This window comes from Richelia sinica FACHB-800, from assembly GCF_014698825.1.
In the GTDB taxonomy this organism is placed as follows: domain Bacteria; phylum Cyanobacteriota; class Cyanobacteriia; order Cyanobacteriales; family Nostocaceae; genus FACHB-800.
This window is the reverse complement of record NZ_JACJTT010000033.1, coordinates 16,202-40,365: the sequence shown is the minus strand read 5'-3', so window position 1 is coordinate 40,365 and position 24,164 is coordinate 16,202. Positions and strand designations below refer to the sequence as shown.

The following is a 24,164-nucleotide window of genomic DNA, read 5'->3' as shown; positions in this document are numbered from 1 at the left end:
ATTTTTACCGCCGGTCTTGTCAACTCCAACTTAGCATTCAACAAAGGGTCTCAGCCTCTGCTATTCGTGAGTTTTATCTACTATGCTGGTTTAATCTCATCTTCAAAAAACCAGGTAGAAGTGTTATCGTCAAACTTGACTACTACACCAACACCGTTACCGTCGGTTACTTTGTAGCCTTCAATGATGCCTACTTTGCCTAATTTTTGGGAGATAGAGGCAGATACGCGATCGCGCAAGCGATAAACCTTAACCTTTTGTCCAATTTCCATGTCAAGTCACAATATTCAATAAATCCAAAATTCAGTTTAGCCGAATCTGGCACTGATCTATCACAGATTCATGGTGCAGTAAATTTGGGAAAAATTGAACATACCCCACAGAACCTAACTTGATTTGCATCATCAGATTGATTCTTCCATCAGATATTGTAGTTTAGTAGTTCATCTAAACTAGCCAGCAAATACATGGGACAACCAGGTTATCTTACTGTATAATCAGCGCAATCATTGAACCAAAGCTTTGTTAGTAATTCATTGATTATTATTACCAGCCAACAACCATGTTCATAAACACTAAGTTTGATGCAGAGAAAATGGGTGTGTAATTAGTGAGTAAAAAAGTAGTTATTATTGGCAAATTGGGCAGAATTTTCCGTATTATTGACCAAGTAAAAAATTTACTCCCCATAGATAAAAGTGTATGGGCCAAGTATGACTTACTCAGAACTCTGGTGCGACGAGATTTAGAAGCACGGTATAAAGGTTCTGTCCTCGGCAACTTGTGGCCTTTACTTAATCAGCTTTCCCAACTATTAATTTATACCTATGTCTTCTCCATTGTCTTAAAAGTTAAGCTAACCCTCAAAACTTTACCAGACAATAATTTTACCTTTGGGTTATGGTTGTTTGCTGGCTTAATTCCCTGGATTGCTTTTACAGGTGGTTTAATGCAATCATCTAATTCAGTGATCGGACAACCCAATTTAGTCAAAAAAGTAGTTTTTCCCTTAGCTTTATTGCCCTTAGTACCAATTCTATCGACGCTAATAGAAAGTTCTTTTGGGTTAATGGCGCTAATTTTTTTTGTAGCACTCACCTCCCATACCATACATCCCACATTAGCCCTATTGCCATTAATCTGGCTTACGCAGTTATTATTAACATCTGGGTTAGGCTACTTAACAGCCGGATTAACAGTTTTTCTGCGTGATATTCCCCAAAGCTTAGGAGTAATTTTAAATATTTGGATGTATTTAACACCAATTATGTATCCCACTTCAGCCATTCCTGAAAAATGGCGCAACTTAGTCTTCTGGTTCAATCCCATGACATCAATAGTTGAAGTCTACCGAGATTTAGTCATAGTCGGTAAGGTTCAGCATTGGCAGGAATGGGGATTTACTTTTATAGTATCTTCCGTAATCTTTTATCTTGGCTTTTCTTTATATCAGCGTTTAAGACCTGCCTTTGCTGATGTATTGTGAGGTTCTGTAATTTACATATGAGTAATTTTCATTGATTACATAAAATTTATGAGTATCGAGGAATGATCACACGATTATGGGAGAGAAAATTGCTATTTCTTTGAATAATGTATCAAAGTGCTTTAAACGATATAATCGTCCTGTAGATCGCCTCAAAGAAATATTACTACCTCATAAAAATTATGGTCAAGAATTTTGGGCTTTGCGAAACATCTCCTTTGAGATCATCAAAGGAGAAACCATGGGCATTATTGGCCGTAATGGTGCTGGTAAATCCACACTTTTACAAATAATTTGTAAAACTCTAACTCCCACCAGTGGAGAAGTTCAAGTCAATGGACGTGTCGCAGCTTTATTAGAGTTAGGTGCTGGATTTAATCCAGAATTCACAGGTAGAGAAAATGTATATATGAATGGGGCAATCATGGGACTTTCTCCCCAGGAAATTGATGAGCGATTTGATAAAGTTGCAGCCTTTGCGGATATAGGCGATTTTATTGATCAATCCGTCAAGACTTATTCCAGTGGAATGTATGTAAGATTAGCATTTGCTTCAGCTATTCATGTTGATCCGGAAATATTAATTGTCGATGAAGCCTTGGCCGTTGGAGATATGTTCTTCCAGGCAAAATGTATGGCTCGAATGCGAGAAATGATGGATAATGGAGTGACAGTTTTGTTTGTCAGTCATGATATTGGTTCGGTTAAAAGCCTTTGCCAAAGATGTACTTTTTTAGAGCAAGGTGAAATCAAAAGTATTGGTAAAGCTTCCCAAGTCACAGAAACTTATGTGAGCACTATTCGTCATGAAACAAATCAAGAATTAAACAAACAAATTGCACAAACTACCAACAGCGACTATCCACCAACAGATAATTTCTTAGACACTACGAAAAAAATTCAAAAAGCTCTACCTACTATTTCCATAGTAGTCAACATTGATAGAGAAACAGAATTTGCTGAAGGTGCTTACCGTTATGGTGATGGAGGAGCAAAAATATTAGACATAAAAATCCTTAATCACGCTCATAAAATTGCCAATCATATTGAATACAAACAAGATTTTTTCATTCAAGCAGCTATTTTATTTGAAAAGAGTTTTGCTACATTTTGTTTCGGTTATTTAATCAAAGATTTAAAAGGAATTGAGCTAATAGGCACTACAACTACTACTGAAAACCTAGAAATACCTTCTGTAAATGCAGGAGATATCTATGTAGTAGAAGCCAAAACGAAAAATACTTTAAATGACGGCATTTATACCATCGCTTTTGGCGTAGAGTTACCAGTTACACCTAACCAACAACATATTTATTTAGATTTAGTAGATAATGCTGTGGTATTCAAAGTTAACCCTCCAGAAAATCCTTTAGATAAATTTTGGTCAAAAACTTATGCACCTGTAACACTTGATTTTGCAAAAATTCATGGATAATGCTTACGATCAAACATCAATAATTAATAATTATGATTAGTAAAAATGCAGTAATAAACACTAGCGATATTGGTGACAACGTAGAAATAAAAGATTACGCTGTAATTGGCAAAAATGTTCAATTAGGCAATCATGTAATTATCCATCCCCATGTCACCATTGAACCAGGAGTTATCATTGGAGACGGTGTAGAAATATTTCCCGGAGCCTATATCGGCAAAGAGCCAAAAGGAGCAGGAACTACCCAAAGAAAACTAGATTTTGAAAAAAAAGTATTCATAGATAAAAACTGTTCAATCGGTCCAAATAGCATCATTTATTACGATGTAGAAATTGGCAAAAATACATTAATCGGTGATAATGCTTCTATTAGAGAAAAGGTAAAAATTGGGGAATTTTGTCTACTAAGTAGATGTGTAACTGTCAATTATAATACTTCTATTGGTCAGCGCACAAAAATTATGGATATGACCCATATTACTGGTAATTGTGAAATCGGTGATGATGTCTTTATAAGTGTGTTAGTTGCCACTACTAATGACCGTGCCATTGGTAAATTAGGATATGACGAAGAACGTGTACAAGGCCCGAAAATTAGTCATCGAGTAGCAATTGGTGCCGGAGCTAATATTCTACCAGGAGTATATATTGGTGAAGGTGCAGTAGTTGCAGCTGCATCAGTTGTTAGTAAAGATGTACCTGCTGAAAAAATGGTTGCTGGTAATCCCGCAAGAGTTATTAAAACAGTTGGTGATATAGGTTGAATAGATTTTAATTAAGTAATTTTAAATCGTACTTAAATCGACCATTGAAAAACTCTGTCAAAATCAAGAAAATAGCTGAACTTAAATGACAATTAGCTTCTTAATTTATCAACATCAAAAGAGTAATTGTGAAAAATTTAGAAATTGAAAAAAAAACTGAACCATCTAATCGTGTAGATGCACTATTAGCTTTACGCAGCTTTGCTTGTTTAATAGTAGTTATTTCCCATTGCAATCCTCCCAGAAACGGAATCATTTACAAACAATATGATCTGAGTTGGTTGATTTTTAGTCATGGAGGTATAGGTGTATGGATTTTCTTTTGTCTTTCTGGTTATTTAATGGGTAAGGTCTTCTATACCCAACGTTATACGATTAATGTTCCTGGAGTTATCAACTTTTGGCGTAATCGTATCTTAAGAATTTTTCCTCTATATTATTTTGCTGTATTAATTTTATCTGTATTTGTTTATTCAGATATTCTGAAAATAGAAAATTGGGGTTATTTATTGAGAATAATTACATTTACATATAATAATTCATTGCCTATAAATTGGAATGGTGCTATGTGGTCTTTATCCACAGAGCTACAATTTTATTTGCTGGTTCCTTTTATTTATACATGTCTATCGCCAGTTTTAAAGCACACAAAAAATATTCTTATCACTGCTATTGTTATAATTATTTTAATCTTTATAGCTCGATATATCGTTTGGGTTGGATTCAGAAATCAAATAAACTTGGATATGCAATATGCCTATCGATATTGGTATACTCCCTTAATAACTAACCTTGATTGCTTTTTATTGGGCTTTCTAGTGAATAGCTTGATTATTTCACAAGAAAAACACCTATTGTATTTTAATAAACTCGTTAGCTATCATCAAACAAAATTGAAAGTAATATCTATTTTTTTGTTGATAATACTATATTTAGTTACTGCCTATCATTTATATCATCAAGAACTTTTTTTATTGCCTAACCGAGATGGCACAGGTATCAGAACCGCTACCAGTTTCTTTATTTGGCAACCATTAACAGCATTAATAACATCGTTCTTTATATTTGTTTTTGAATATGATGTTTATCACTATCATAACAATAATGGAAATTTATCGCTAGCAGGGATTTTGAAAAATCCCTTCAAAAGCATAGATTTTTTTGGAAATGTATCCTATGGTGTATATCTTTGGCATATACCTGTATTTCAGAAGATTAGTCCTATATTCACCACGCAAGTGCCAATAGAAGCGTTTTATGCTAAACTAAATGCCACTTTGATTATTTCGATTTTATTAGCTACAGTTACTTATTACATAATTGAAGTTCCTTTTGGAAAGCGGAAAATGTATACAGTAAATGCGAATAAATAGTATATTTTAATAAATTATATCTGGCAGGTTTAGAAAATAAATGCTCAATAATTGTCAAATTATAGAATTACCTAAAATTAATGACCCACGAGGTAACTTGACATTTATAGAAACTGATAAACATGTCCCTTTTAATATTCAAAGGGTATTTTATCTATATGATGTACCAGGTGGGGCTAGCCGTGCGGGTCACGCTCTCAAAACCTGTCAACAGTTTTTAATTGCTATGTCTGGTAGCTTTGATGTTGTTTTAGATGACGGCTACCAACAAAAAAAATTTCATCTAAATCGCTCTTATTATGGATTATATATTTGTCCCATGATTTGGAGAGAAATTGATAATTTCTCCTCTGGTTCAGTCTGCATGGTATTAGCTTCTGCTTTTTATAATGAAAATGATTATTATAGAGAATACCAAGAATTTTTAACATCTGTACGGAGTGAGCAGCAATGAATGTGCCATTCCTAGATTTAAAAACTCCCTATCTTGAGTTGAAAGAAGAATTAGATGCTGCCTACCAACGAGTAATGGCAAGTGGTTGGTATATACTTGGGCGGGAACTAGAGGCATTTGAAGCAGAATTTGCTGCTTATTGTGACACTAAATACTGTGTCGGTGTAGGTAATGGCTTGGATGCTCTACATCTAATTCTCAGGGCAATGGATATTGGTGTGGGTGATGAAGTTATTGTCCCAGCTAATACTTACATTGCTACCTGGCTAGCTGTTTCCTATACCGGAGCAACACCAGTTCCTGTAGAACCAGATGAAACAACCTACAACATTAATCCATTGCTGATAGAGTCTGTAATTACAGAACATACCAAAGCTATATTAGCTGTCCATCTCTATGGACAGCCAGCAGACATGGATGCTATCAATAAAATTGCTAAACAATATAATCTCAAAGTAATAGAAGATGCAGCCCAAGCTCACGGGGCTAAATATAAAGGTAGATGTACAGGTAACTTGGGAGATGCCGCAGGTTTTAGCTTTTACCCTACTAAAAATTTAGGTGCAATAGGTGATGGTGGGGCTATCACAACCAATGATGCAGAGTTAGCAGATAAAGCGCGTTTACTGCGAAACTACGGTTCCCGTGTTAAATATGAGAATGAAATTCAAGGGTTTAATAGCCGACTGGATGAACTTCAGGCAGCCTTTTTGAGAGTAAAGCTAACTAAACTAGATGAATGGAATAGTCGTCGCACGCTATTAGCGGAAACATACTTGAAAAACCTGAAGAAAACTGCTAATCTAACCTTGCCTTTTGTACCTCACTGGGCCGAGCCAGTATGGCATTTATTTGTCATCCGTCACCCCAGGAGAGATAGTTTAGAACAACATTTGAGACAAGCAGGTGTGGGCACACTTATCCATTATCCAATTCCTCCTCATTTATCAGATGCGTATGCTGCAAGTACATGGCAACCTGGTAGTTTTCCGTTAAGCGAAAAATTAAGTCGAGAAATTCTCAGTATACCTATCAGTCCCCATCTTACTCATCAACAGGTTTCTGAAGTCATCAACATCTTATTGGAGGATTTTTAAATGGATGAAAATTCGCCTCTAGTAAGCGTTGTCATGACAACTTATAACCATGAAAAATACATCGCTGAGGCGATAAATAGTGTTTTAAATCAATCTTTTACAAACTTTGAGTTGATCATTGTTAATGATGGCTCTACAGATAGAACTGACGAGATTATTAAAAGCTTTAACAATAAAAGAATTACTTATATTTATCAAGAAAATCAAGGTACAAGTGCTGCTGTCAACAGAGCTATACTTGCATCCCAAGGAAAATACATTGCTTTTTTTTCAGGAGATGATGTTTGCAATTTTAATAGATTAGATCAGCAGTTTCAGTATGTAAGTTCTCATCAATACCAAATTATATTTTCTGGATTTGAAGTCATAGATGATGATAGTACAATTATTCATGATGAAAAAATAGAAAATTGGTTTTTAACAGATAATCAACAGCGCAGCGATATTATTAATAATTTCTTTTTTCGAGGTAATTGTCTAAATGCTATTACGTCTTTTGTAAAAAGAGATTATTTGTTGGATGTCGGTCTATTCAATCCATGTTCAATTCAAGCACAAGATTTTGATATTTGGATTAAGCTGATAAAAAAATATGATTTCCTAATTATTTCCGATAAATTAGTGAAATACAGAATTAGAAACAATAATAATAATTTGAGTAGCTTTGTCAACGATGTAAGGCGAGATTTTGAAATATACCAAATCTATCGAAGCATATTTGATGATATGCCATATAATTTATTCAAGAAATCTTTTTCGCAAAAATTGAAAAAATTTGATTTTCAAGATGGATTAGAATATGAATTAGAAAAGGCTTTTATGTATTTAAATCATTCTTGGAATTTAATTAAAATTATTGGATGTGAAAAACTGTTTACCCTACTTCAAGATACCCAAGCATTAGAGGTTGCCAATAAAGTATATGACTTCGGTTTACCACAATTATATAGTTTGACTAAAGAAATTGACTTTACTAATAGTCTATTGTTACAGAATCTGGAAAGGGAAAACCAGCATATTTATGCAAATTTACAAGAAGTTAAAGACGAGTTAGGGGATTTACAAAATCAAATACAAGCAATGGAAAGTAGTAAATTTTGGAAAATGAAGAAGGCCTGGACGAGATGTAAAGACTTATTTCAAAAAACTAAGCCCTCATTTTAAATCCAACCTCTGTTTTTAATGAATAGATATTCTAGTATTAATCGATAATTAAAATTCAAGAATTAACTACTATGAAAATAGCTTTTATATCACAACCAGAATATTTTCGTTTTATATATGAAAATGACATAGATGATTTAGCAGAAGTAAAGGAATTTAATTTTAATTTTACCAAAAATAAATTTTCTGATTTGGAAGAATTTAATGCTGATGTAAATATATTTTTCCGCGGAGAGTATTTCCCAAATTCTACTCTTGAGAGACTGAAAGGAATTAAGGTTAACATTTCTAGCGAAATTTTTCCTAAAATTATTAATAATGAAATTAATTATTCATTTGATTCTCTACAAAGATATGAAAATTTTAGAAATTTAATTACTCATAAACAATTTGACTATGTTTTTCATTATGATAAACATTCAGTTTCCTTTATGAAAGATGATGGTATCAATTTAAGTGGCGCTTTTGGTCTACCCGTTGCAACAAGTATTTATAGAAAAAATAATTTACCGAAGCGCTGGGATTTCTTTTTCATTGGACGCTCAACATACCATCGGGAAAGATTTTTTAGCTCCCTTAAACATTATTATGAATTTCTGCATATCTGCCATGGGATATATGGTCAAGATTTAGTTACATATATGAATCAAAGTAAGATATTGTTGAATATTCATGCTGAACAAGAAATTTCTTGGGAGCCAAGAGTTCAAATGTTGATGGCAACAGGTGGGATGGTTATTAGTGAAGATATTGGTGATAATCCATATTTTATTCCGGGAAAAGATTTTGTAACTGTTTCGGAGCCAGGAGAGCTTTTAGAAAAGTCTAAATATTATTTAGAACATGAAGCTGAAAGAGAATTAATTGCTTTGAATGGTATGAATAAAGTTCATAAATACTTAAATTCTCGCCAAGTGTTTGCAAACTTTATAGAAAATCTTCAAAATGAAGCGTATCAAAAGTTTTCTTGTAATCCAAAGTTTAAATTAAATCTAGAAGTCATGCTCAATGAACTGGAAAATAAACAAAATATTAATGACGTAGAAGTTTTAAAAGAAAATCTACAACAAATGCGAAACAAGGTGAGATGGATGGAAAGTAGTAAATTTTGGCAGGCTAGAAAAATGGTATTGAGTCTCAAAAAGACGATGTTTAAATAAAATATTTGTGATGAGATTATTTGTAGTTGTTAGTTCAACTATATTAAAAAATCAAAAAATAGTATTATTGATTGTAAATACCAATTATTTTAATTTTTTAAAAACTATGAAAATAGTCTATGTTTTATCTTCTAACCTTGTTTGTGGGGGGCATATAGTAGTTCTTCAGCATATTACTCGGCTTGCTGCTAGAGGATATGATGTATCAATTTGTTTGCTAAATGATAATATTCCAGCTAGCGTTGATTCTTTTGCTTGGTTTCCGGGATTTTCATCTAAGGTTTTTCATCTCAAAGATTTTCCCAATTCAGTAGATATTTGTGTTGCGACTTTTTGGGCTACAGCATTTACAGTTTTAAAGTTACCCGCTAAATATAAACTGTATTTTGTCCAGTCAGATGAAACTCGTTTTTATGCTGATGAAAGAACTAAAACTCAAGTGCTTCTGACATATTTATGTAAATTTCATCATATGACTGAGGCAAAATGGATTGTTCAATGGTTACAAGAAAACTTTGGACATACTGCTGAATACATTCCCAATGGATTAGATGAAAAGATAGTTTATCAGGTGGAACCAATAGAACCAAAACCAAAAGATAAATTGAGAATTTTAGTAGAAGGTTCTATATCTTCTCCTTTTAAAAGGATTAAAGAATCTCTAGAAGCTTGTCAAGGCTTAAACTGTGAAGTGTGGTGTGTGTCGAATGATGGTAAACCATCTCCTGACTGGCAAATAGATAAATTTTTCTACAAAGTAGATTTTGATACAATGAAATATATATACTCCAGTTGTGATATTTTGCTAAAACTGAGTAGTGTAGAAGGTGTATTTGGACCCCCATTAGAGATGATGGCTTGTGGTGGGGTATGTGTGGTGAGTGATGTGACTGGATATGATGAATATATTGAAAATGAATATAATGCTTTAGTCGTTCCTAATGGAGATATTAATTTAGCTAGGTCAGCATTACAAAGGTTAATATCTGACCAGTCTTTATATCTAAAATTGCAGAAAAATGGAATAGCTACAGCCGAGTCAATTAGATGGGAAAAATCAATTGACAAATTAGAATTATTTTTTCAAAAATTAATCAATCAAAAGGATAGAGAAAATTATACTAATGGCAATATTGCTGAAAGTTTTTATCAGACCTTGTTTAAAATACCTAATAATGACTATTTAAATATAGACTTACAGCAAACTAATGATGTCAATGCACTGAAGGAAAATGTATTAGCATTAGCATCTCAAATTTCAGCAATGGAAAGTAGCAAATTTTGGAAACTGCGAAAATTATGGTTTAAAATCAAGACAAAATTCGGTTTATCTAAAGAATGAAATAAAACGGGCAAATTACATTGGAATATCTATACTATTAACCAATTTGTCAAGTGCATGTATTAATTAATACATAGCAAATATGTTAGCAATAGCTATAGATAGATTAATAAGGATTTAAAAAAACAATTTATTTCTAACTCTTTGCCCACCCTTGCATATATGATTAATTGGTGACTATCTAACCTCAAATTTGATAATTTAATCAAGCCAGTTTCGGCTTAATTTGGTTTTATTTTTCGCATTGTCATTAGGTAGATAATAAATAATGTGATTCTGTAAAATTGGCCAATAGACTAAAAATATTTTGATATGAAATTCACAAGATTTTAAAAAAGCTATGCAGTCAAAAATAGCAGCTTATATAACCTGTTATCAAGATCAAGAATCTTCTAATCGCTGTATTCAAGCTATTGAGTCTCAATCTATTCAGGTTACATCTATATATATAATAGACAATTCTGAGCAGCCATTACAACTTTATAGTAAAGACAATTTATTATTAATCCATCATTATCCCCATAATATTGGAATTGCAGAAGGTTTAGGAAAAGCATTGGACTGGTCTATAGAGCAAAAATATGATTTTCTATGGACATTTGATCAAGATAGTATTCCTACTGAAAATTGTCTAGAAATATTGCTAAAGAATTATTCTAAGCTATCTCAAAACAATGATTATAAAATTGGCATAATTGCACCTAGTGTTGCTGATAAGAGAACTGCTCAAGTAGTAGAAGCCACTATTTTTACTAATGATCATTTTCAAGGAATTAAACATAATAACAATGTTGACTTCTATGAATGCGATGCACCGATTACATCAGGTTCTCTTATTTCCTTGGCTGCTGCTAAAACTATTTCTCCTCCTTGTATTCAATTATTTATTGATGGTATTGACCTAGATTATGGTTTAAGGCTAAGGCAGAAAGGGTTTCACAATTTGATTATTACTCAGGCTATTATGTACCATCATTTTGGTGAACCAATTCAAGTAAAATTTATCAATCAATATCGCTATATACAAAAGTATTCAGCTTTGCGCTATTACTATATATGTCGTAACCACACTTATTTAGAAACTCGTTTTTCTCAGGGCTACTATCGCTTTACTAGCTTAATTAAGAGGATAAAATATATGGTAGTAAAAATTTTTCTAATTTTCTTGTATGAAGAAGAAAAAACACGAAAGATATGGGCTTGTTTATTAGGTACGTATTATGGTTTGATAGGCAATATCAGTCAAAACTGGTAATTGTTTCGATAAACAATTAAGAATTATGAATTAAGATAAAAATATTAATTTTTTAGTAAAATGCAATAAAAAGAATTTTTATGCTTAAACCTCTATGAAAATACTGTCTACTGATATCCCTCAGGTTTTATTGATAGAACCACAAGTGTTTGAAGATGCACGAGGTTTTTTTCTGGAATCATTCAACCAAAAAATATTTACAGACAAAACTAGTTTACACTATGACTTTGTTCAAGATAATCATTCTCAATCTGCATACAATGTTTTACGCGGTTTGCACTACCAAATTACTCAACCTCAAGGTAAACTTGTCCGTGTAGTTGTGGGCAAAATCTTTGATGTAGCTGTGGATATCCGCAAAAGCTCTTCTACTTTTGGTAAATGGGTAGGCTATGAATTGAGTGCAGAGAACAAACGCCAATTGTGGATACCACCAGGTTTTGCTCATGGTTTTCTCGTGCTGTCAGAAGTAGCGGAAGTTATTTACAAAACTACAGATTACTACTCACCGGGGGGCGATCGCACTATTCTATGGAATGACCCCGATTTAGCTATAGATTGGCCACTCCAACAACCACCAATATTATCAGCGAAAGATAGTAACGGTAGATTATTGAAAGATGCCGAAGTGTATGAGTAAAACAGTATTACTAATTGGTGGCAATGGTCAAGTCGGTCAAGAGCTACAAAAAACTCTCCTTGGTGAAAACAAAGTTATCACAGTTGCACGTCCAACCATAGATTTAGCCCAACCAGAAACTATACGTCACATCATTAGGGAAGCCCAACCCCAAATAACCATTAACGCTGCTGCTTACACAGCAGTAGACAAAGCGGAAAGTGAACCTGAACTAGCTACAGCTATTAATACGACTGCACCCCAAATTATGGCGGAAGAAACCCAGAAACTGGGTGCTTGTTTAATTCATATTTCTACAGATTATGTTTTTGATGGTCAAGCAAGTAGCCCCTATTTAGAAGCTCACCAAACTCACCCTTTAAGTGTCTATGGTCAAAGCAAATTAGGAGGAGAAATAGCCATTCAACAAACTTGCCAAGATTACATCATCTTGCGTACTGCTTGGGTTTATGGCGGTTTCGGCAAAAGCAATTTTGTGAAAACTGTGTTGCGATTAGGTAGGGAACGACCAGAATTGCGGGTAGTTGAGGATCAAATTGGTAGTCCTACCTGGGCACGAGATATCGCTACTGTCATTGCCCAGATTATCCCTCAATTTAACCCTGACATAACTGGTATTTATCACTACACTAATAGTGGAGTTGCTAGTTGGTATGATTTAGCGATCGCTATTTTTGAAGAAGCTCAACAAATGGGTTTTCCCCTCCAGGTCAACCGCATAGTTCCCATCACCACCCCCGAATATCCCCTACCAGCCCATCGTCCTGCCTATTCTGTCTTAGCTTGTGGGAAAATATCAGCAGTGATCGGTACTTATCCTCCCCATTGGCGACAAAGGCTAAGGCTGATGCTGCAAGAATGGCTGCCTAATTGTGGACTCATATGAAAGCACTGATTTTATCTGGTGGAAAAGGCACACGCTTACGCCCCCTCACCTATACGGGTGCCAAACAACTTGTACCTGTTGCCAATAAGCCAATTTTGTGGTATGGGATTGAGGAAATGGTGGCAGCGGGAATTAAAGATATTGGTATAATTATTAGCCCAGAAACTGGAGCAGAAGTACGGAATAAAACAGGAAATGGCGATCGCTTCAACGCCAATATTACCTACATTTTACAGGAACAACCAGCTGGACTAGCCCATGCGGTCAAGGTTGCCCTTCCTTTTTTAGGTGATTCGCCATTTTTGATGTATTTGGGTGATAACTTGATTCAACAAGGAGATTTAAGTTATTTTCTCCAAGAATTTAACCAACAACAGCCAGATGCGTTAATTTTGTTGCGTCAGGTGTCTAACCCTAGCGCCTTTGGTGTAGCTAAGGTAGATGATACAGGCAGAGTATTACAACTGATAGAGAAACCCAAAGAACCACCCTCAAATCTGGCATTAGTTGGGGTTTATTTCTTCTCCCCCATTATCCATGATGCGATCGCTGCCATCCAACCCTCAGCCAGAGGAGAATTAGAAATCACCGATGCCATACAATCTTTAATTGATTGGCAAAAACAAGTTGTGGCTTGTAATTTAGATGGATGGTGGTTAGACACAGGAAAAAAAGACGATTTACTCGAAGCTAATAGATTAATTCTTGATACCTATTTAACCAAATCTATTGTCGGTGATGTAGATACCAATAGTCAGATTATTGGTAGAGTCCAAATTGGTGCTAATTCCCAAATTATTAACTGTACAATTCGGGGGCCAGTAGTCATTGGTAGTGGCTGTCATTTAGAAAATTGCTTTATTGGCCCCTACAGCAGCATTGCTAATAACACCACACTTATAGATACAGATTTAGAACATAGTGTCGTGCTAGAAGGAGCGAAAATCATCGGTATTCATGACCGAATTATTGATAGCGTCATTGGTTATCGCGCTCAATTAACCGTTGCACCCCGTCGGCCCAAAGCCTTACGCTTCTTAATTGGTGATGATTGTCAAATCGAACTGACATGATTTATTTTTTAACAGTTAACTATTACTCGACTCAACTGGTAGCCAAATTAATTAATTCTTTTCCTCTGGACAACGAGATTGAATATAAAATTGTAATTATTAACAACTCACCTGATGATCAATCAATTTATCAGCTAGAAAATTCCTCTACTTTGATTATTGACGCAGAAAAAAATATTGGCTTTGGTAGTGGCTGCAATTTAGGTTTAAAATGGATTTTCAATCAAAATAAACAAGCAATTGTTTGGATTATTAACCCAGATGCTTATCTACCAGACAATAGTCTAAAACAATTAAAAACTTTTTTTGACAGGCATCCAGAAATTTCCATTCTTGGCACAATTATTTATACACTTACAGCACAGACTTGGTTTGCTGGTGGTACTTTTAGTCAGCTAACTGGGTCAATTTCACAGAAAAATGTATTCACAAGTAACGAGGATAAAGATTATGTTGCTTGTGAATGGGTTTCTGGTTGTAGCTTAATAATTAATTTCGCTAAATTTTCACAAATTCCTGTTTTCGACAGTTCCTACTTCCTTTATTACGAAGACTTCGATTTTTGTAGACGCTACTCTCAACAAGGACACATTATCGCCATCACTAAAAAAATTAGTGTCATTCACCAACCCTCTTCAATTACTAATAAAAATATTCTGCTCAAAACTCAACATAGTACCTACAGCTACCTCTTAACATTATCTAGATACACAAATTTAACAGTACAAATATTCAGACTAACTCGCCTCATCTGCTATGGTCTATTTTTAATACCCATCCAACCATTAGTAGCAAAGGGAAAATTTCAGGGCATATACAATTATTTTCAGCACCACATAATAAAATCGTAAACTTATACTCGACATTCCCATTTACTGTTGATTATTCCCGGCTTTGCATGAGATTTTTATCTACTTTGAAGACCTGAGAATCAAATCTCATTGATGTAATTTGACCAAGTTGCAGCATTCTGGGATCGGAAACCACTACTGCCTAAATGCCAACAACCGCTTTCATGGATTTGTTAGACTGATCACACCAGGATTTTTCAGTCAAATCTCTGATAACGGCAGCAGAAGAGGCTATTCATGCTTACAAGTACCTTACTTCTCTCAAATCAACTCCCCAGCCTACAATATTCTTCCACAGCAGAACGCTTCGACGACACGTGGGAAGCGCCCCTAGCAACCCTGTTGGGGCTGGGACGTGCTGCTGGTGCAGATTTTGTCGAATTTTATTTAGAACGTCGTAACTACATCAGTTGCCTAGCAGAAGAAGACACAATAACCAGCATATCCCCCAGTCTAGCCACAGGCGCAGGAGTGAGAGTATTTCGTGGCAAAGCCGACTGCTACGTCAGCACCAATGACCTCACCTTTTCTGGGTTAAAAGCAGCCTTAGAAAAAGGGCTGTCTATCATGGGACTACAACTACCTGCTCCCAATGCTTTTATTCCCGAAATTAACTTAGAATTACTCAGAGACTACGCCACCAAGCGCGGTAAAGACGGGTGGTTAAACCTGTGCAGTTCCATCCGCGAAATGGGTGAAATTCTCCTTGATGGTACGGCTCAACTTAATAAAAAAGCTACCCATGTACAGTCCCGTCGCGCTTCCTACTTCCGTGACTGGCAAGAGGTATTAGTAGCCGCTAGTGATGGTACATTTGCCCGTGACATACGTCTCACCCAGTCCGTAGGCTTTAATCTCCTCTGTGCTGATGGTGCTAACCGTACCTCCATTGGTGAACGTGCAGGTAATACTAGCGACCCCAATTTTCTGAGAACCTGGGACTATCAACAAGATGCAGAACACATTGCCGAATCCGCAGGTAAAATGTTGTATGCCGATTATGTGGAATCAGGAACTTACCCAATTATTATGGCCAACCACTTCGGCGGGGTAATTTTCCATGAAGCCTGTGGACACCTATTAGAAACTACTCAAATCGAACGCAATACCACACCCTTTGCCGATAAAAAAGGTGAAAAAATTGCCCATGAAAGTTTAACCGCTTGGGATGAAGGTAGGGCAGATAACGCCTTCGGCACAATTGATATGGATGACGAAGGGATGCCGGCACAAAGAACATTATTAATAGAAAAAGGCGTTCTCAAAAACTTTTTAGCAGACAGGGCAGGTTCTGTCAGGACAGGACATCCCAGGACAGGCAGTGGCCGTCGCCAAAATTATACTTTTGCTGCTGCTAGTCGGATGCGAAATACTTATATTGCTCCTGGTGAATACAGTCTAGATGATTTATTTGGTTCCATTGATAAAGGAATTTACTGTAAGAAAATGGGTGGTGGTAGCGTTGGTGCTACTGGTCAATTCAACTTCAGTGTCGATGAAGCTTATTTAATCGAAAATGGCAAAATCACTAAACCATTAAAAGGGGCAATTCTCATTGGTGAGGCTAAGGAAATTATGAATAAAATTTCCATGTGTTCTCAAGATTTATCCCTAGCACCTGGTTTTTGTGGTTCCGTGAGTGGCAGCATTTACACCACCGTTGGACAACCCCACATCAAAGTCGATTCCATTACCGTTGGTGGACGCTAGGAATTTTACTGTGTAGGTTGGGTTGACGTAAGGAAACCCAACATAAAAACACATTGTTTGATATTTTGTTCCATCTTACTGTGATTTGGTATAGCAGGTGACAGGTAACAGGTGACAGGTGACAGTGCTAAAAGCCTTTTGCTGTCTAAGTTTTATTCTTAGTTAATGTCCTAACCGCTCTGTCCATTGCTATAAATGAGTTTTTCACCTCGTCTTTTCAGAGATAGGTAGAGAGGTAAAATCGTAAATTTTGAATTGTGAATTGAACTATGGCAAAAATTCAAGAAATTGCTAAATACGCCAAAGAAAATGCTGAAAGATTAGGCATTAAGAAATTTGACATTTATGGTTCTACAGTCGATGAAACCAGTGTACAAGTTGACCAAGGTGAACCCAAACAAGTTAAGGCTTCTAACCGTTCTGGTGTGACGGTTCGTGTTTGGAATGAAGACAATACAATCGGTGTCACTAGTACCACAGATGTAGACCCTCAAGGATTAGAATTAGCTTTAAAAACTGCCTATGAAGCTAGTTTTTTTGGTGTAAAGGAAAACGTGCCTGATTTTAGCCCAGAAGCCACTATTCCTATTCCTATCACCCATCAAGATAAAGCACCACAAGCACCAGTTTCGGAGTTAATCGAAAAATTAGTTGTAGCAGAAAAAGAACTTTTAGAAGCCCATCCTGCAATTACAGGTGTTCCCTATAATGGTTTGGCACAACGAGACATTGACCGCTTTTATCTCAACAGCGATGGTGCTTTGAGAACTGAATCTCATTCTTTAGCTTCCCTTTATCTTTACAGTAAAACTGATGAAGAAGGAAAAAAACCCCGCAGTGCTGGTGCTTATCGAGTTAAAGAAAGTGTAGCAAATTTAGATATTGCTGGTTGTATTCAGGAAACAGCAGAGAAAACTATCAGTCACTTGAATTATGAAAAAATCAAGTCTGGTAAATATCAAGTGGTGTTTTCTGCTGAAGCTTTCTTGAGCTTATTGGGCGCTTTTTCTAATTTATTTAATGCCCAAAGCATTCTTGATAATCAAAGTTTATCGAAAGCTGATGATATTGGTAAGCAAATTGCTTCACCCTTACTTTCTGTTTATGATGATGCGCTGCATCCAGCTAACATTGGTGCAGAAAGTTTTGATGGTGAAGGTACTCCTACCCGTCAAGTTCAGTTGATAGAAAAGGGTGTGTTAACTGGGTTTCTCCATAGTGCGGGAACTGCTAAACGACTCAATGCTCAACCTACAGGTAACGCCAGTATTGGTGCTAAGGTAAGTGTCGGTCCGAATTTTTATCATGTATTTGCAGCTGCAACTCCTGAACAGGAATTGAGCCTGGAAACTGCGGAAAATGTGATTTTAATTGATGATTTACAAGCACTTCATGCCGGGGTAAGGGCGTTACAAGGTTCTTTCTCCCTACCCTTTGATGGTTGGTTGGTAAATAAAGGCGAGAAAACCAGTATTGAGTCTGCTACTGTAGCTGGTGATTTCTTGGAATTGTTGAAGTCAATTGTTTATGTAGAAAAAGAGGTGGAGTTAACTCCTGGGGGAGTTTGTCCGCGAATTTGGGTGAGTGAACTTTCCATTACTGGAGATTAATATTTTGGGGTGGGTATTACCCACCCAACTTTGTCCCTAACCTGGCTGGGTTTAAGGAATAGGCAGAGATTGTAATAATTTAGCGATAATAGTTTTGGCATTGCGTCCTCCTCTAGGAATGAGGCGATGACTGAGGACGTGGGGCGCAAGAAATTTTACATCATCAGGAATAGCATAATCTCTACCCAAAATAAAAGCGATCGCTTGAGTCGCTTTTTGTAATGCCACAGTACCACGGGGACTCACCCCTAATGTTACTTCCTCATCTTGTCTAGTGGCTCTGACTAAATCAAGAATGTATTGCTGTAAAGATGTCTCAATTTTTACTTGAGCGCACATTTTCCTTAGTTCAGATATTTCTGCCAAACTCACACAAGACTGTAAATCACTTACCCGCACACCAGCTTGCAGATTTTCCAGCATTTGTAGTTCTTCCGATTCAGAAGGATAGCCCAAGCTTAAAGACACCATAAACCTGTCCATTTGCGCTTCAGGTAGGGGAAATGTCCCTTGGTACTCAATGGGGTTTTGGGTGGCAATGACAAAGAAAGGCTGGGGCACTGGACGAGAAACACCATCCACTGTGACCTGGTATTCCTCCATTACCTCTAACAACGCTGACTGGGTACGGGGAGTGGCACGGTTAATTTCGTCAGCTAGTAGGACATTAGCAAAGATTGGCCCAGGCAAAAAAGTAAATTCACCGCTTTTTGGGTTCCAAATATTCGTTCCCGTAATATCCGTCGGTAGTAAATCGGGAGTACATTGGAGCCTTTGAAACCGACCATCTAAAGATTGTGCTAGGGACTTAGCGAGGAGGGTTTTGCCAACGCCCGGAACATCTTCTAGCAGGGCATGTCCACCAGCCAATAAAGCCACTATAACTAAACGGATGGCTTCTGTTTTACCGACGATAGTACGAGCTAGATTTTGCGTTAAAGCGTCAATTTTATCTCTCATGCTCTGGGAAAATTACTTAATGAAGAATAGGAAATGGAAAAGGGAGAGTAGTTTTTCTAACTACCAATTACCTGTTACCAATTACCTATTACCATAACTAGAGTTTTCCCAATTAGCATTAACAAACTAGCATTCTGTCCGGAAAATTTCTCTAGCCACGGCGCAATCTTGTTGAATTTGGCTCCTCAAGGCCTCTAGTGACGAGAATTTTTGTTCAGGACGCAAAAATCTGACCAGTTGGACAATCAGGGTTTTACCATATAAATCACTAGACCAATTAAATAAATGTACTTCGACTGCTCTATGGGTACCGTTGACTGTAGGGCGGTTACCAATATTCATTACACCCTGAATCATAGTGGGTGTAGTCGATGTTGCTTCTCCTCTCACCAGTACCTGCACTGCATAAACACCAGAACGGGGTAAAAATTTATCTTCTGGCAGTTGGAGGTTAGCTGTAGGAAAACCAATAGTTCGACCTAACTTTTGCCCTGGAATCACTACACCAGTTAAAGTATATGGTCTTCCTAGTAAAATATTAGACTGGGGAATATCGCCAGCTTCCAGGGTTTGACGAATTAAGGATGTGCTAATGCGGTCGTCTGCTGTTAATTCTGGGTCGAGGCTGTGACCGTCTGGAGGCAGTTCATCGGTATAGGTTTTAATGGGAACAATGGTGACAGGAATATTGTATTTAGCTGCCAGGCTTTGCAAATCTTGGGCTGTACCTTCACGCTTTTTCCCAAAACAGAAATCTTGACCGACGCTAATTTTTTGACATTGCAGTTGCTTAACCAAAATTTTTTCAACGAACTCCTCCGGTGAGAGGGCTGATAGTTCTTTGTCGAAGGGTAATAATACTAATTGTTCTACCCCAAGCGATCGCAATAATTCCACTTTTTCATCCAGTGGTGTCAATAACGCACGGGGTTGGCCTGTAAAAAATTCCTGGGGATGGGGATGAAAGGTAACAACTGTGGAGTAGGCACGTTTTTGGGGTGAGTTAAGATTTGGTGCAGTTACAGGATGAGGGGATAAGTTGACTTCTGGAGTTTCCCCATTTCTCCATCTCTGTTCAGCTATTGCTGACTGCAAAATTGGCTGAATTACCCTTTGATGACCAAGATGTACACCATCAAATTTGCCAAGAGCAACAGCAGTCGGTGTTAGAGCCAATTCGGCCGCAGCCGCAACCCACACAGAAGACCCATTTTGAGACAAATTTAGCACTTGGATTTTGGGATTTGAGGTTAATTATCGCTATCAGCAGTCAGTTCATCAATCATGGCAAACTCCCTAGCCAATCACACCATACCACCAATAGCCTGATGCAGTGGAGGCCAGACTAGTTTACTCTCATTTACTCCCAAATGCTGGGGATTTGATGAAACCGTTCTGGGGCACCATCTTCATGGACACCTCAGCAACGAGTACAATCTGGTGCTGTGAGCGCTCTGATCACCAATCTAATCTAATTTCGATCAATCCCTCTGACTTTTCACTAAATCGCTTTAAGTTCTCCACTAAATAGCAGAGAGTTGGTAGGTTATATAGAAGATTGACTGACTGAATAAGATTCCGATAAAGAAGAGGATACAGGCACATGGAGAACTAAACCTTCCCTAGCCATAATCGCTCCCGGAAACTGCTCAGATGCTTCCTGCCCAACATTATCTAGAAATTCATCATTGTGGGAAGGGTCATGATGATAAATGACTAAGGTTTTGACATTGGCTGCTTTGGCAACTTTTACGGCTTCTTGCCAAGTTGAATGTCCCCAGCCATATTTTGGTGCTTTGGGGGAGTGATATTCTGCTTCTGTATAAGTAGAATCGTAAATCACTATGTCAGCATTGTGACAAAGCCTGAGGACATTTTCGTCTAACTTATTAGCATAATGCTCAGTATCTGTAATATAAACAGCTGCCCCACCGCGCCAGTTAACTCGATAGCCCACTGCTTCCCCTGGATGGTTTAAATGTCCAGTATCAATAGTAATATCGTCAATTTGAATGGGTTCCCCTGGTTTAACGTTGTGGAAGCTTAAACTTGCCTGCATAATTTGCAAAGGTACAGGGAAGTTAGGATGTAACATCTGGTCATTGAGACGCTGTTCTATTGTTGAACCGTCAGGGGCGATCGCACCATAAATATCAAATTTATTGCCTTTAATAAACGCTGGGGTAAAGAAGGGAAAACCTTGTATATGGTCCCAGTGGGAATGAGTGAAAAATAGGTAAGCTTGTAAAGGCATCTGACGCAGCAGCGATTGTCCTAACACATGTAGTCCCGTGCCGCCATCAAATATCAAGCGTCTACCTCCCACTTGCATAGAGACGCAAGGAGTGTTACCTCCATAACGGACGGTATGTGACCCTGGACTGGGGATGCTACCCCGAACGCCCCAAAATTCAACGTTAAACTGGTTCTCTATCCTAGACATGGGTGTTGCTTGCTGGACTGAGCGGGCGGTTAATCAAAAAAAAGGTTTCTTATGGTGTTTAGTTTATGCTGTCTTACCACTTTGGTGAGCAAGTATCTATTGGTAAAACAGCATACCTTGTTTTTGGACTGTTTGGATAAGTGCTGAGTGAAGAATTGTCAGTTCTAACTCTCAGATTATCAAAATTTATATGTAATTAATGATCTCAAGATAGCTCCTAATTCTATAGCTTATACCGTGCTCCTGTGAATTTATTTGAAGCTGGAATTTACTCAAGCCGCAAAAATTTACTGAAATTTAAATTTCCAGGTGGACAGTTGCTGCAATCCCCTAGCATAAGTAAGATTGTATTGCAGTGGTGTAATGCTAATGTAATTTTCACGGATAGCATGTACATCAATAGGAATATTTTCCGGTAAATTTAAGCCTGCTGGCGGTTCTATATCTTCTAACACTTCTCCAGTGAGCCAGTAATACGTTTTGCCCCGTGGATCTACTCGCTTGTCAAAAACATCCACATAACGCCTCACTCCTTGTCTGGTAAAGGTCACCCCAGCAATTTCTGTCCAGGAAACAGGTGGAATATTTACATTTAGTAACATCAACTCTGGGAGTGGACAGTTCGCTAACTGGTCAACTAAGGACTGGGCGAACTGGGCAGCGGCAGCAAATTCTTTATAGGTATGGCTAGCAAGACTAAAAGCAATACTCGGTATACCTTCAATCAGACCTTCCATGGCAGCTGATACGGTGCCAGAGTAGAGGATTTCTGTTCCTAAGTTAGCACCTTGGTTAATACCGGATAGAACTAAATCGGGAGGGGAATCAAGTAACGCCCACAGTGCTAATTTCACGCAATCTGAGGGAGTACCATCACAAGCCCAAGCATTGATAGCTGGATGAAACAGTGATTCAACCATTTCCGCGCGAATGGGTTGTAGTAAGGTGAGTCCATGGCCAGTGGCCGATCGCTCTCGGTCAGGACATACCACAGTTACATCATGACCTGCCTCTGCCAGTCCATTTGCTAAAGCACGGATACCTAAAGCGGCAATACCGTCATCATTACTAATTAATAGTTTCATGTGTTATTAATCAAGGATCAGTTGTCAGCGATCGCTAAAAATCAACAATCAGGGAGATGTAAGGTCAAGAGATTTGCCGATGATTAGCATAGTTGACATCACCTGTATTGTCTCAAATCCATTTACCAATCTCAAATTGGTATCATTTCTGAATCTAGGTGTGACAGGGAACAGAGAAAAGCAGTTATAGAAGCTTTCCATCATCACTCCAGATTTATGAATGGGTCTTTAGCTGATAAAAAGAGAAATGGTGTAGTTTTATTAATGCCAGACCACAGAGGTTATTTGTCCTCTAGTTCCCAAATTTGAACTATAGACTAATGACTAATGACCACCGACAAATAACTAATTACTAATTACTAATGACTAGCAATTTAGAGGCTCAACTTTTAGCACTGCAACAAGAAGGAGAAGCAGCGATCGCCGCTGCCACCAGTTTAGAACGCCTAGAGGAACTCAGAGTCAACTATCTGGGCAAAAAAGGACAACTAGGGGCACTGTTACGCAGTATGGGGCAAATGAGTGCAGAGGAGCGTCCAAAAATTGGGGCAATCGCTAATACTGTAAAAGAAGCCCTGCAAAATCATCTTGATCAACAACGGACTGCCCTAGAAGCTGCCCAAATTCAAGCACAGCTGGAGGCAGAAACCATAGATGTCACCATGCCAGGGATTTATCGCCCCCAAGGTCGCATACATCCCCTCAACGGCATTATTGATCGGGCCCTAGATATCTTCGTCGGTATGGGTTACACCGTCGCCCAAGGGCCAGAAATGGAAACAGACTATTATAACTTTGAGTCCCTCAACACTCCACCAGACCACCCTGCCCGTGATATGCAGGACACCTTCTATCTCCCAGACGGTAACTTACTGCGGACTCACACCTCCTCAGTACAAATCCGTTACATGGAAAAAGAGGAACCACCCATCCGCATCGTTGCCCCAGGAAGAGTTTATCGTCGTGATGATGTAGATGCCACCCATTCCGCAGTTTTCCACCAAATCGAATTATTAGCCATTGATGAGGGATTAACATTTACAGACCTCAAAGGCACAGTCAAAATATTTTTGCAAGCAATGTTTGGTGATTTACCCATTCGCTTCCGCGCTAGTTATTTCCCCTTCACCGAACCCTCTGCGGAAGTTGATTTGCAGTGGAATGGACGCTGGTTAGAAGTTATGGGATGCGGCATGGTTGACCCCAATGTTCTCAAAGCAGTCGGTTATGACCCAGAAATTTATACTGGTTTTGCGGCTGGATTTGGTGTAGAACGTTTTGCCATGGTATTGCACCAAATAGATGATATTCGCCGTTTGTATAATAGCGATTTGCGCTTTTTGCAACAGTTTTAATTTAGGTATTGGTAAATTATA

General features: G+C 37.5%; 22 protein-coding genes. 17 read left to right on the top strand and 5 right to left on the bottom strand.

Annotation, left to right across the window (positions count from 1 at the left end):
- Positions 1-80: 80 nt before the first annotated feature.
- Positions 81-272: a cytochrome b6f subunit PetP gene (gene petP, locus H6G73_RS18915; RefSeq protein ID WP_190607299.1), complete on the bottom strand. Its 192-nt coding sequence runs from the start codon at positions 270-272 to the stop codon at positions 81-83.
- A gap of 377 nt (positions 273-649) precedes the next feature.
- Between petP and H6G73_RS18910 the strand changes: the two genes are divergently transcribed.
- The 16 genes from H6G73_RS18910 (at position 650) to H6G73_RS18835 (ending at position 18,300) form a co-directional block, all read left to right on the top strand.
- Positions 650-1,486, top strand: coding sequence for an ABC transporter permease (locus tag H6G73_RS18910; protein WP_247719043.1), 837 nt, complete (start codon positions 650-652; stop codon positions 1,484-1,486).
- A gap of 76 nt (positions 1,487-1,562) precedes the next feature.
- On the top strand, positions 1,563-2,921 hold the full coding sequence (locus H6G73_RS18905; protein WP_190607298.1) for an ABC transporter ATP-binding protein: 1,359 nt from the start codon (positions 1,563-1,565) through the stop codon (positions 2,919-2,921).
- Between the two features lie 32 nt (positions 2,922-2,953).
- The gene (locus H6G73_RS24895) at positions 2,954-3,685 is read left to right on the top strand and encodes a DapH/DapD/GlmU-related protein (protein WP_190607296.1); all 732 of its coding nucleotides are present in this window, start codon (positions 2,954-2,956) and stop codon (positions 3,683-3,685) included.
- A 128-nt stretch (positions 3,686-3,813) separates the two neighbouring features.
- Positions 3,814-5,058, top strand: coding sequence for an acyltransferase family protein (locus H6G73_RS18895; RefSeq protein WP_244997471.1), 1,245 nt, complete (start codon positions 3,814-3,816; stop codon positions 5,056-5,058).
- A gap of 40 nt (positions 5,059-5,098) precedes the next feature.
- A complete protein-coding gene (locus H6G73_RS18890) occupies positions 5,099-5,512 on the top strand; it encodes a sugar 3,4-ketoisomerase (protein ID WP_190607294.1) in 414 nt (137 codons plus the stop codon).
- Positions 5,509-6,609 (top strand): DegT/DnrJ/EryC1/StrS family aminotransferase, encoded by a 1,101-nt coding sequence (locus tag H6G73_RS18885; protein WP_190607292.1) that lies wholly within the window; start codon positions 5,509-5,511, stop codon positions 6,607-6,609. The genes H6G73_RS18890 and H6G73_RS18885 overlap by 4 nt, the downstream gene beginning before the upstream one ends.
- Entirely contained in the window at positions 6,610-7,773 is a 1,164-nt protein-coding gene (locus H6G73_RS18880) for a glycosyltransferase family 2 protein (protein WP_190607290.1), read from the top strand. It begins immediately after the preceding gene.
- 71 nt (positions 7,774-7,844) lie between these two features.
- On the top strand, positions 7,845-8,933 hold the full coding sequence (locus tag H6G73_RS18875; protein WP_190607289.1) for a glycosyltransferase family protein: 1,089 nt from the start codon (positions 7,845-7,847) through the stop codon (positions 8,931-8,933).
- A 10-nt stretch (positions 8,934-8,943) separates the two neighbouring features.
- Entirely contained in the window at positions 8,944-10,275 is a 1,332-nt protein-coding gene (locus tag H6G73_RS18870; protein ID WP_199317771.1) for a glycosyltransferase family 4 protein, read from the top strand.
- Between the two features lie 340 nt (positions 10,276-10,615).
- A complete protein-coding gene (locus tag H6G73_RS18865) occupies positions 10,616-11,530 on the top strand; it encodes a glycosyltransferase family 2 protein (protein WP_190607287.1) in 915 nt (304 codons plus the stop codon).
- Positions 11,531-11,624: 94 nt separating this feature from the next.
- Positions 11,625-12,170, top strand: coding sequence for a dTDP-4-dehydrorhamnose 3,5-epimerase (rfbC, locus tag H6G73_RS18860; RefSeq protein WP_190607285.1), 546 nt, complete (start codon positions 11,625-11,627; stop codon positions 12,168-12,170).
- Positions 12,163-13,056 (top strand): dTDP-4-dehydrorhamnose reductase, encoded by an 894-nt coding sequence (gene rfbD / locus H6G73_RS18855; protein ID WP_190607283.1) that lies wholly within the window; start codon positions 12,163-12,165, stop codon positions 13,054-13,056. The genes rfbC and rfbD overlap by 8 nt, the downstream gene beginning before the upstream one ends.
- Positions 13,053-14,129 (top strand): glucose-1-phosphate thymidylyltransferase, encoded by a 1,077-nt coding sequence (locus H6G73_RS18850; RefSeq protein WP_190607281.1) that lies wholly within the window; start codon positions 13,053-13,055, stop codon positions 14,127-14,129. The genes rfbD and H6G73_RS18850 overlap by 4 nt, the downstream gene beginning before the upstream one ends.
- Positions 14,126-14,980 (top strand): glycosyltransferase, encoded by an 855-nt coding sequence (locus tag H6G73_RS18845; RefSeq protein WP_190607280.1) that lies wholly within the window; start codon positions 14,126-14,128, stop codon positions 14,978-14,980. The genes H6G73_RS18850 and H6G73_RS18845 overlap by 4 nt, the downstream gene beginning before the upstream one ends.
- Positions 14,981-15,217: 237 nt before the next feature.
- Positions 15,218-16,690, top strand: coding sequence for a TldD/PmbA family protein (locus H6G73_RS18840; RefSeq protein WP_190607278.1), 1,473 nt, complete (start codon positions 15,218-15,220; stop codon positions 16,688-16,690).
- Positions 16,691-16,959: 269 nt separating this feature from the next.
- A complete protein-coding gene (locus H6G73_RS18835) occupies positions 16,960-18,300 on the top strand; it encodes a TldD/PmbA family protein (RefSeq protein WP_190607276.1) in 1,341 nt (446 codons plus the stop codon).
- Between the two features lie 51 nt (positions 18,301-18,351).
- Here the strand turns inward: H6G73_RS18835 and H6G73_RS18830 are convergent, their stop codons facing one another.
- The 4 genes from H6G73_RS18830 to surE form a co-directional block, all read right to left on the bottom strand.
- Positions 18,352-19,260, bottom strand: a complete 909-nt coding sequence (locus tag H6G73_RS18830) for an AAA family ATPase (protein ID WP_190607274.1) — start codon at positions 19,258-19,260, stop codon at positions 18,352-18,354.
- Between the two features lie 126 nt (positions 19,261-19,386).
- Complete coding sequence (locus tag H6G73_RS18825) at positions 19,387-20,490, bottom strand: bifunctional riboflavin kinase/FAD synthetase (protein ID WP_190607273.1); 1,104 nt, start codon at positions 20,488-20,490, stop codon at positions 19,387-19,389.
- 316 nt (positions 20,491-20,806) lie between these two features.
- The gene (locus H6G73_RS18820) at positions 20,807-21,703 is read right to left on the bottom strand and encodes an MBL fold metallo-hydrolase (RefSeq protein WP_190607271.1); all 897 of its coding nucleotides are present in this window, start codon (positions 21,701-21,703) and stop codon (positions 20,807-20,809) included.
- Positions 21,704-21,990: 287 nt separating this feature from the next.
- On the bottom strand, positions 21,991-22,788 hold the full coding sequence (gene surE, locus H6G73_RS18815) for a 5'/3'-nucleotidase SurE (RefSeq protein WP_190607270.1): 798 nt from the start codon (positions 22,786-22,788) through the stop codon (positions 21,991-21,993).
- A gap of 362 nt (positions 22,789-23,150) precedes the next feature.
- Between surE and pheS the strand changes: the two genes are divergently transcribed.
- Positions 23,151-24,143, top strand: coding sequence for a phenylalanine--tRNA ligase subunit alpha (pheS, locus tag H6G73_RS18810; protein ID WP_190607268.1), 993 nt, complete (start codon positions 23,151-23,153; stop codon positions 24,141-24,143).
- The last annotated feature ends 21 nt before the right edge of the window (positions 24,144-24,164 follow it).

Coding starts and splice junctions, on each gene's coding strand:
- H6G73_RS18885 (WP_190607292.1), top strand. CDS start 5,509: ATGAATGTGCCATTCCTAGATTTAAAAACTCCCTATCTTGAGTTGAAA.
- H6G73_RS24895 (WP_190607296.1), top strand. CDS start 2,954: ATGATTAGTAAAAATGCAGTAATAAACACTAGCGATATTGGTGACAAC.
- H6G73_RS18830 (WP_190607274.1), bottom strand. CDS start 19,260: ATGAGAGATAAAATTGACGCTTTAACGCAAAATCTAGCTCGTACTATC.
- H6G73_RS18850 (WP_190607281.1), top strand. CDS start 13,053: ATGAAAGCACTGATTTTATCTGGTGGAAAAGGCACACGCTTACGCCCC.
- petP (WP_190607299.1), bottom strand. CDS start 272: ATGGAAATTGGACAAAAGGTTAAGGTTTATCGCTTGCGCGATCGCGTA.
- H6G73_RS18875 (WP_190607289.1), top strand. CDS start 7,845: ATGAAAATAGCTTTTATATCACAACCAGAATATTTTCGTTTTATATAT.
- rfbC (WP_190607285.1), top strand. CDS start 11,625: ATGAAAATACTGTCTACTGATATCCCTCAGGTTTTATTGATAGAACCA.
- H6G73_RS18840 (WP_190607278.1), top strand. CDS start 15,218: ATGCTTACAAGTACCTTACTTCTCTCAAATCAACTCCCCAGCCTACAA.
- surE (WP_190607270.1), bottom strand. CDS start 22,788: ATGAAACTATTAATTAGTAATGATGACGGTATTGCCGCTTTAGGTATC.
- H6G73_RS18835 (WP_190607276.1), top strand. CDS start 16,960: ATGGCAAAAATTCAAGAAATTGCTAAATACGCCAAAGAAAATGCTGAA.
- H6G73_RS18905 (WP_190607298.1), top strand. CDS start 1,563: ATGGGAGAGAAAATTGCTATTTCTTTGAATAATGTATCAAAGTGCTTT.
- H6G73_RS18845 (WP_190607280.1), top strand. CDS start 14,126: ATGATTTATTTTTTAACAGTTAACTATTACTCGACTCAACTGGTAGCC.
- H6G73_RS18820 (WP_190607271.1), bottom strand. CDS start 21,703: ATGTCTAGGATAGAGAACCAGTTTAACGTTGAATTTTGGGGCGTTCGG.
- rfbD (WP_190607283.1), top strand. CDS start 12,163: ATGAGTAAAACAGTATTACTAATTGGTGGCAATGGTCAAGTCGGTCAA.
- pheS (WP_190607268.1), top strand. CDS start 23,151: ATGACTAGCAATTTAGAGGCTCAACTTTTAGCACTGCAACAAGAAGGA.
- H6G73_RS18890 (WP_190607294.1), top strand. CDS start 5,099: ATGCTCAATAATTGTCAAATTATAGAATTACCTAAAATTAATGACCCA.
- H6G73_RS18870 (WP_199317771.1), top strand. CDS start 8,944: ATGAGATTATTTGTAGTTGTTAGTTCAACTATATTAAAAAATCAAAAA.
- H6G73_RS18865 (WP_190607287.1), top strand. CDS start 10,616: ATGCAGTCAAAAATAGCAGCTTATATAACCTGTTATCAAGATCAAGAA.
- H6G73_RS18880 (WP_190607290.1), top strand. CDS start 6,610: ATGGATGAAAATTCGCCTCTAGTAAGCGTTGTCATGACAACTTATAAC.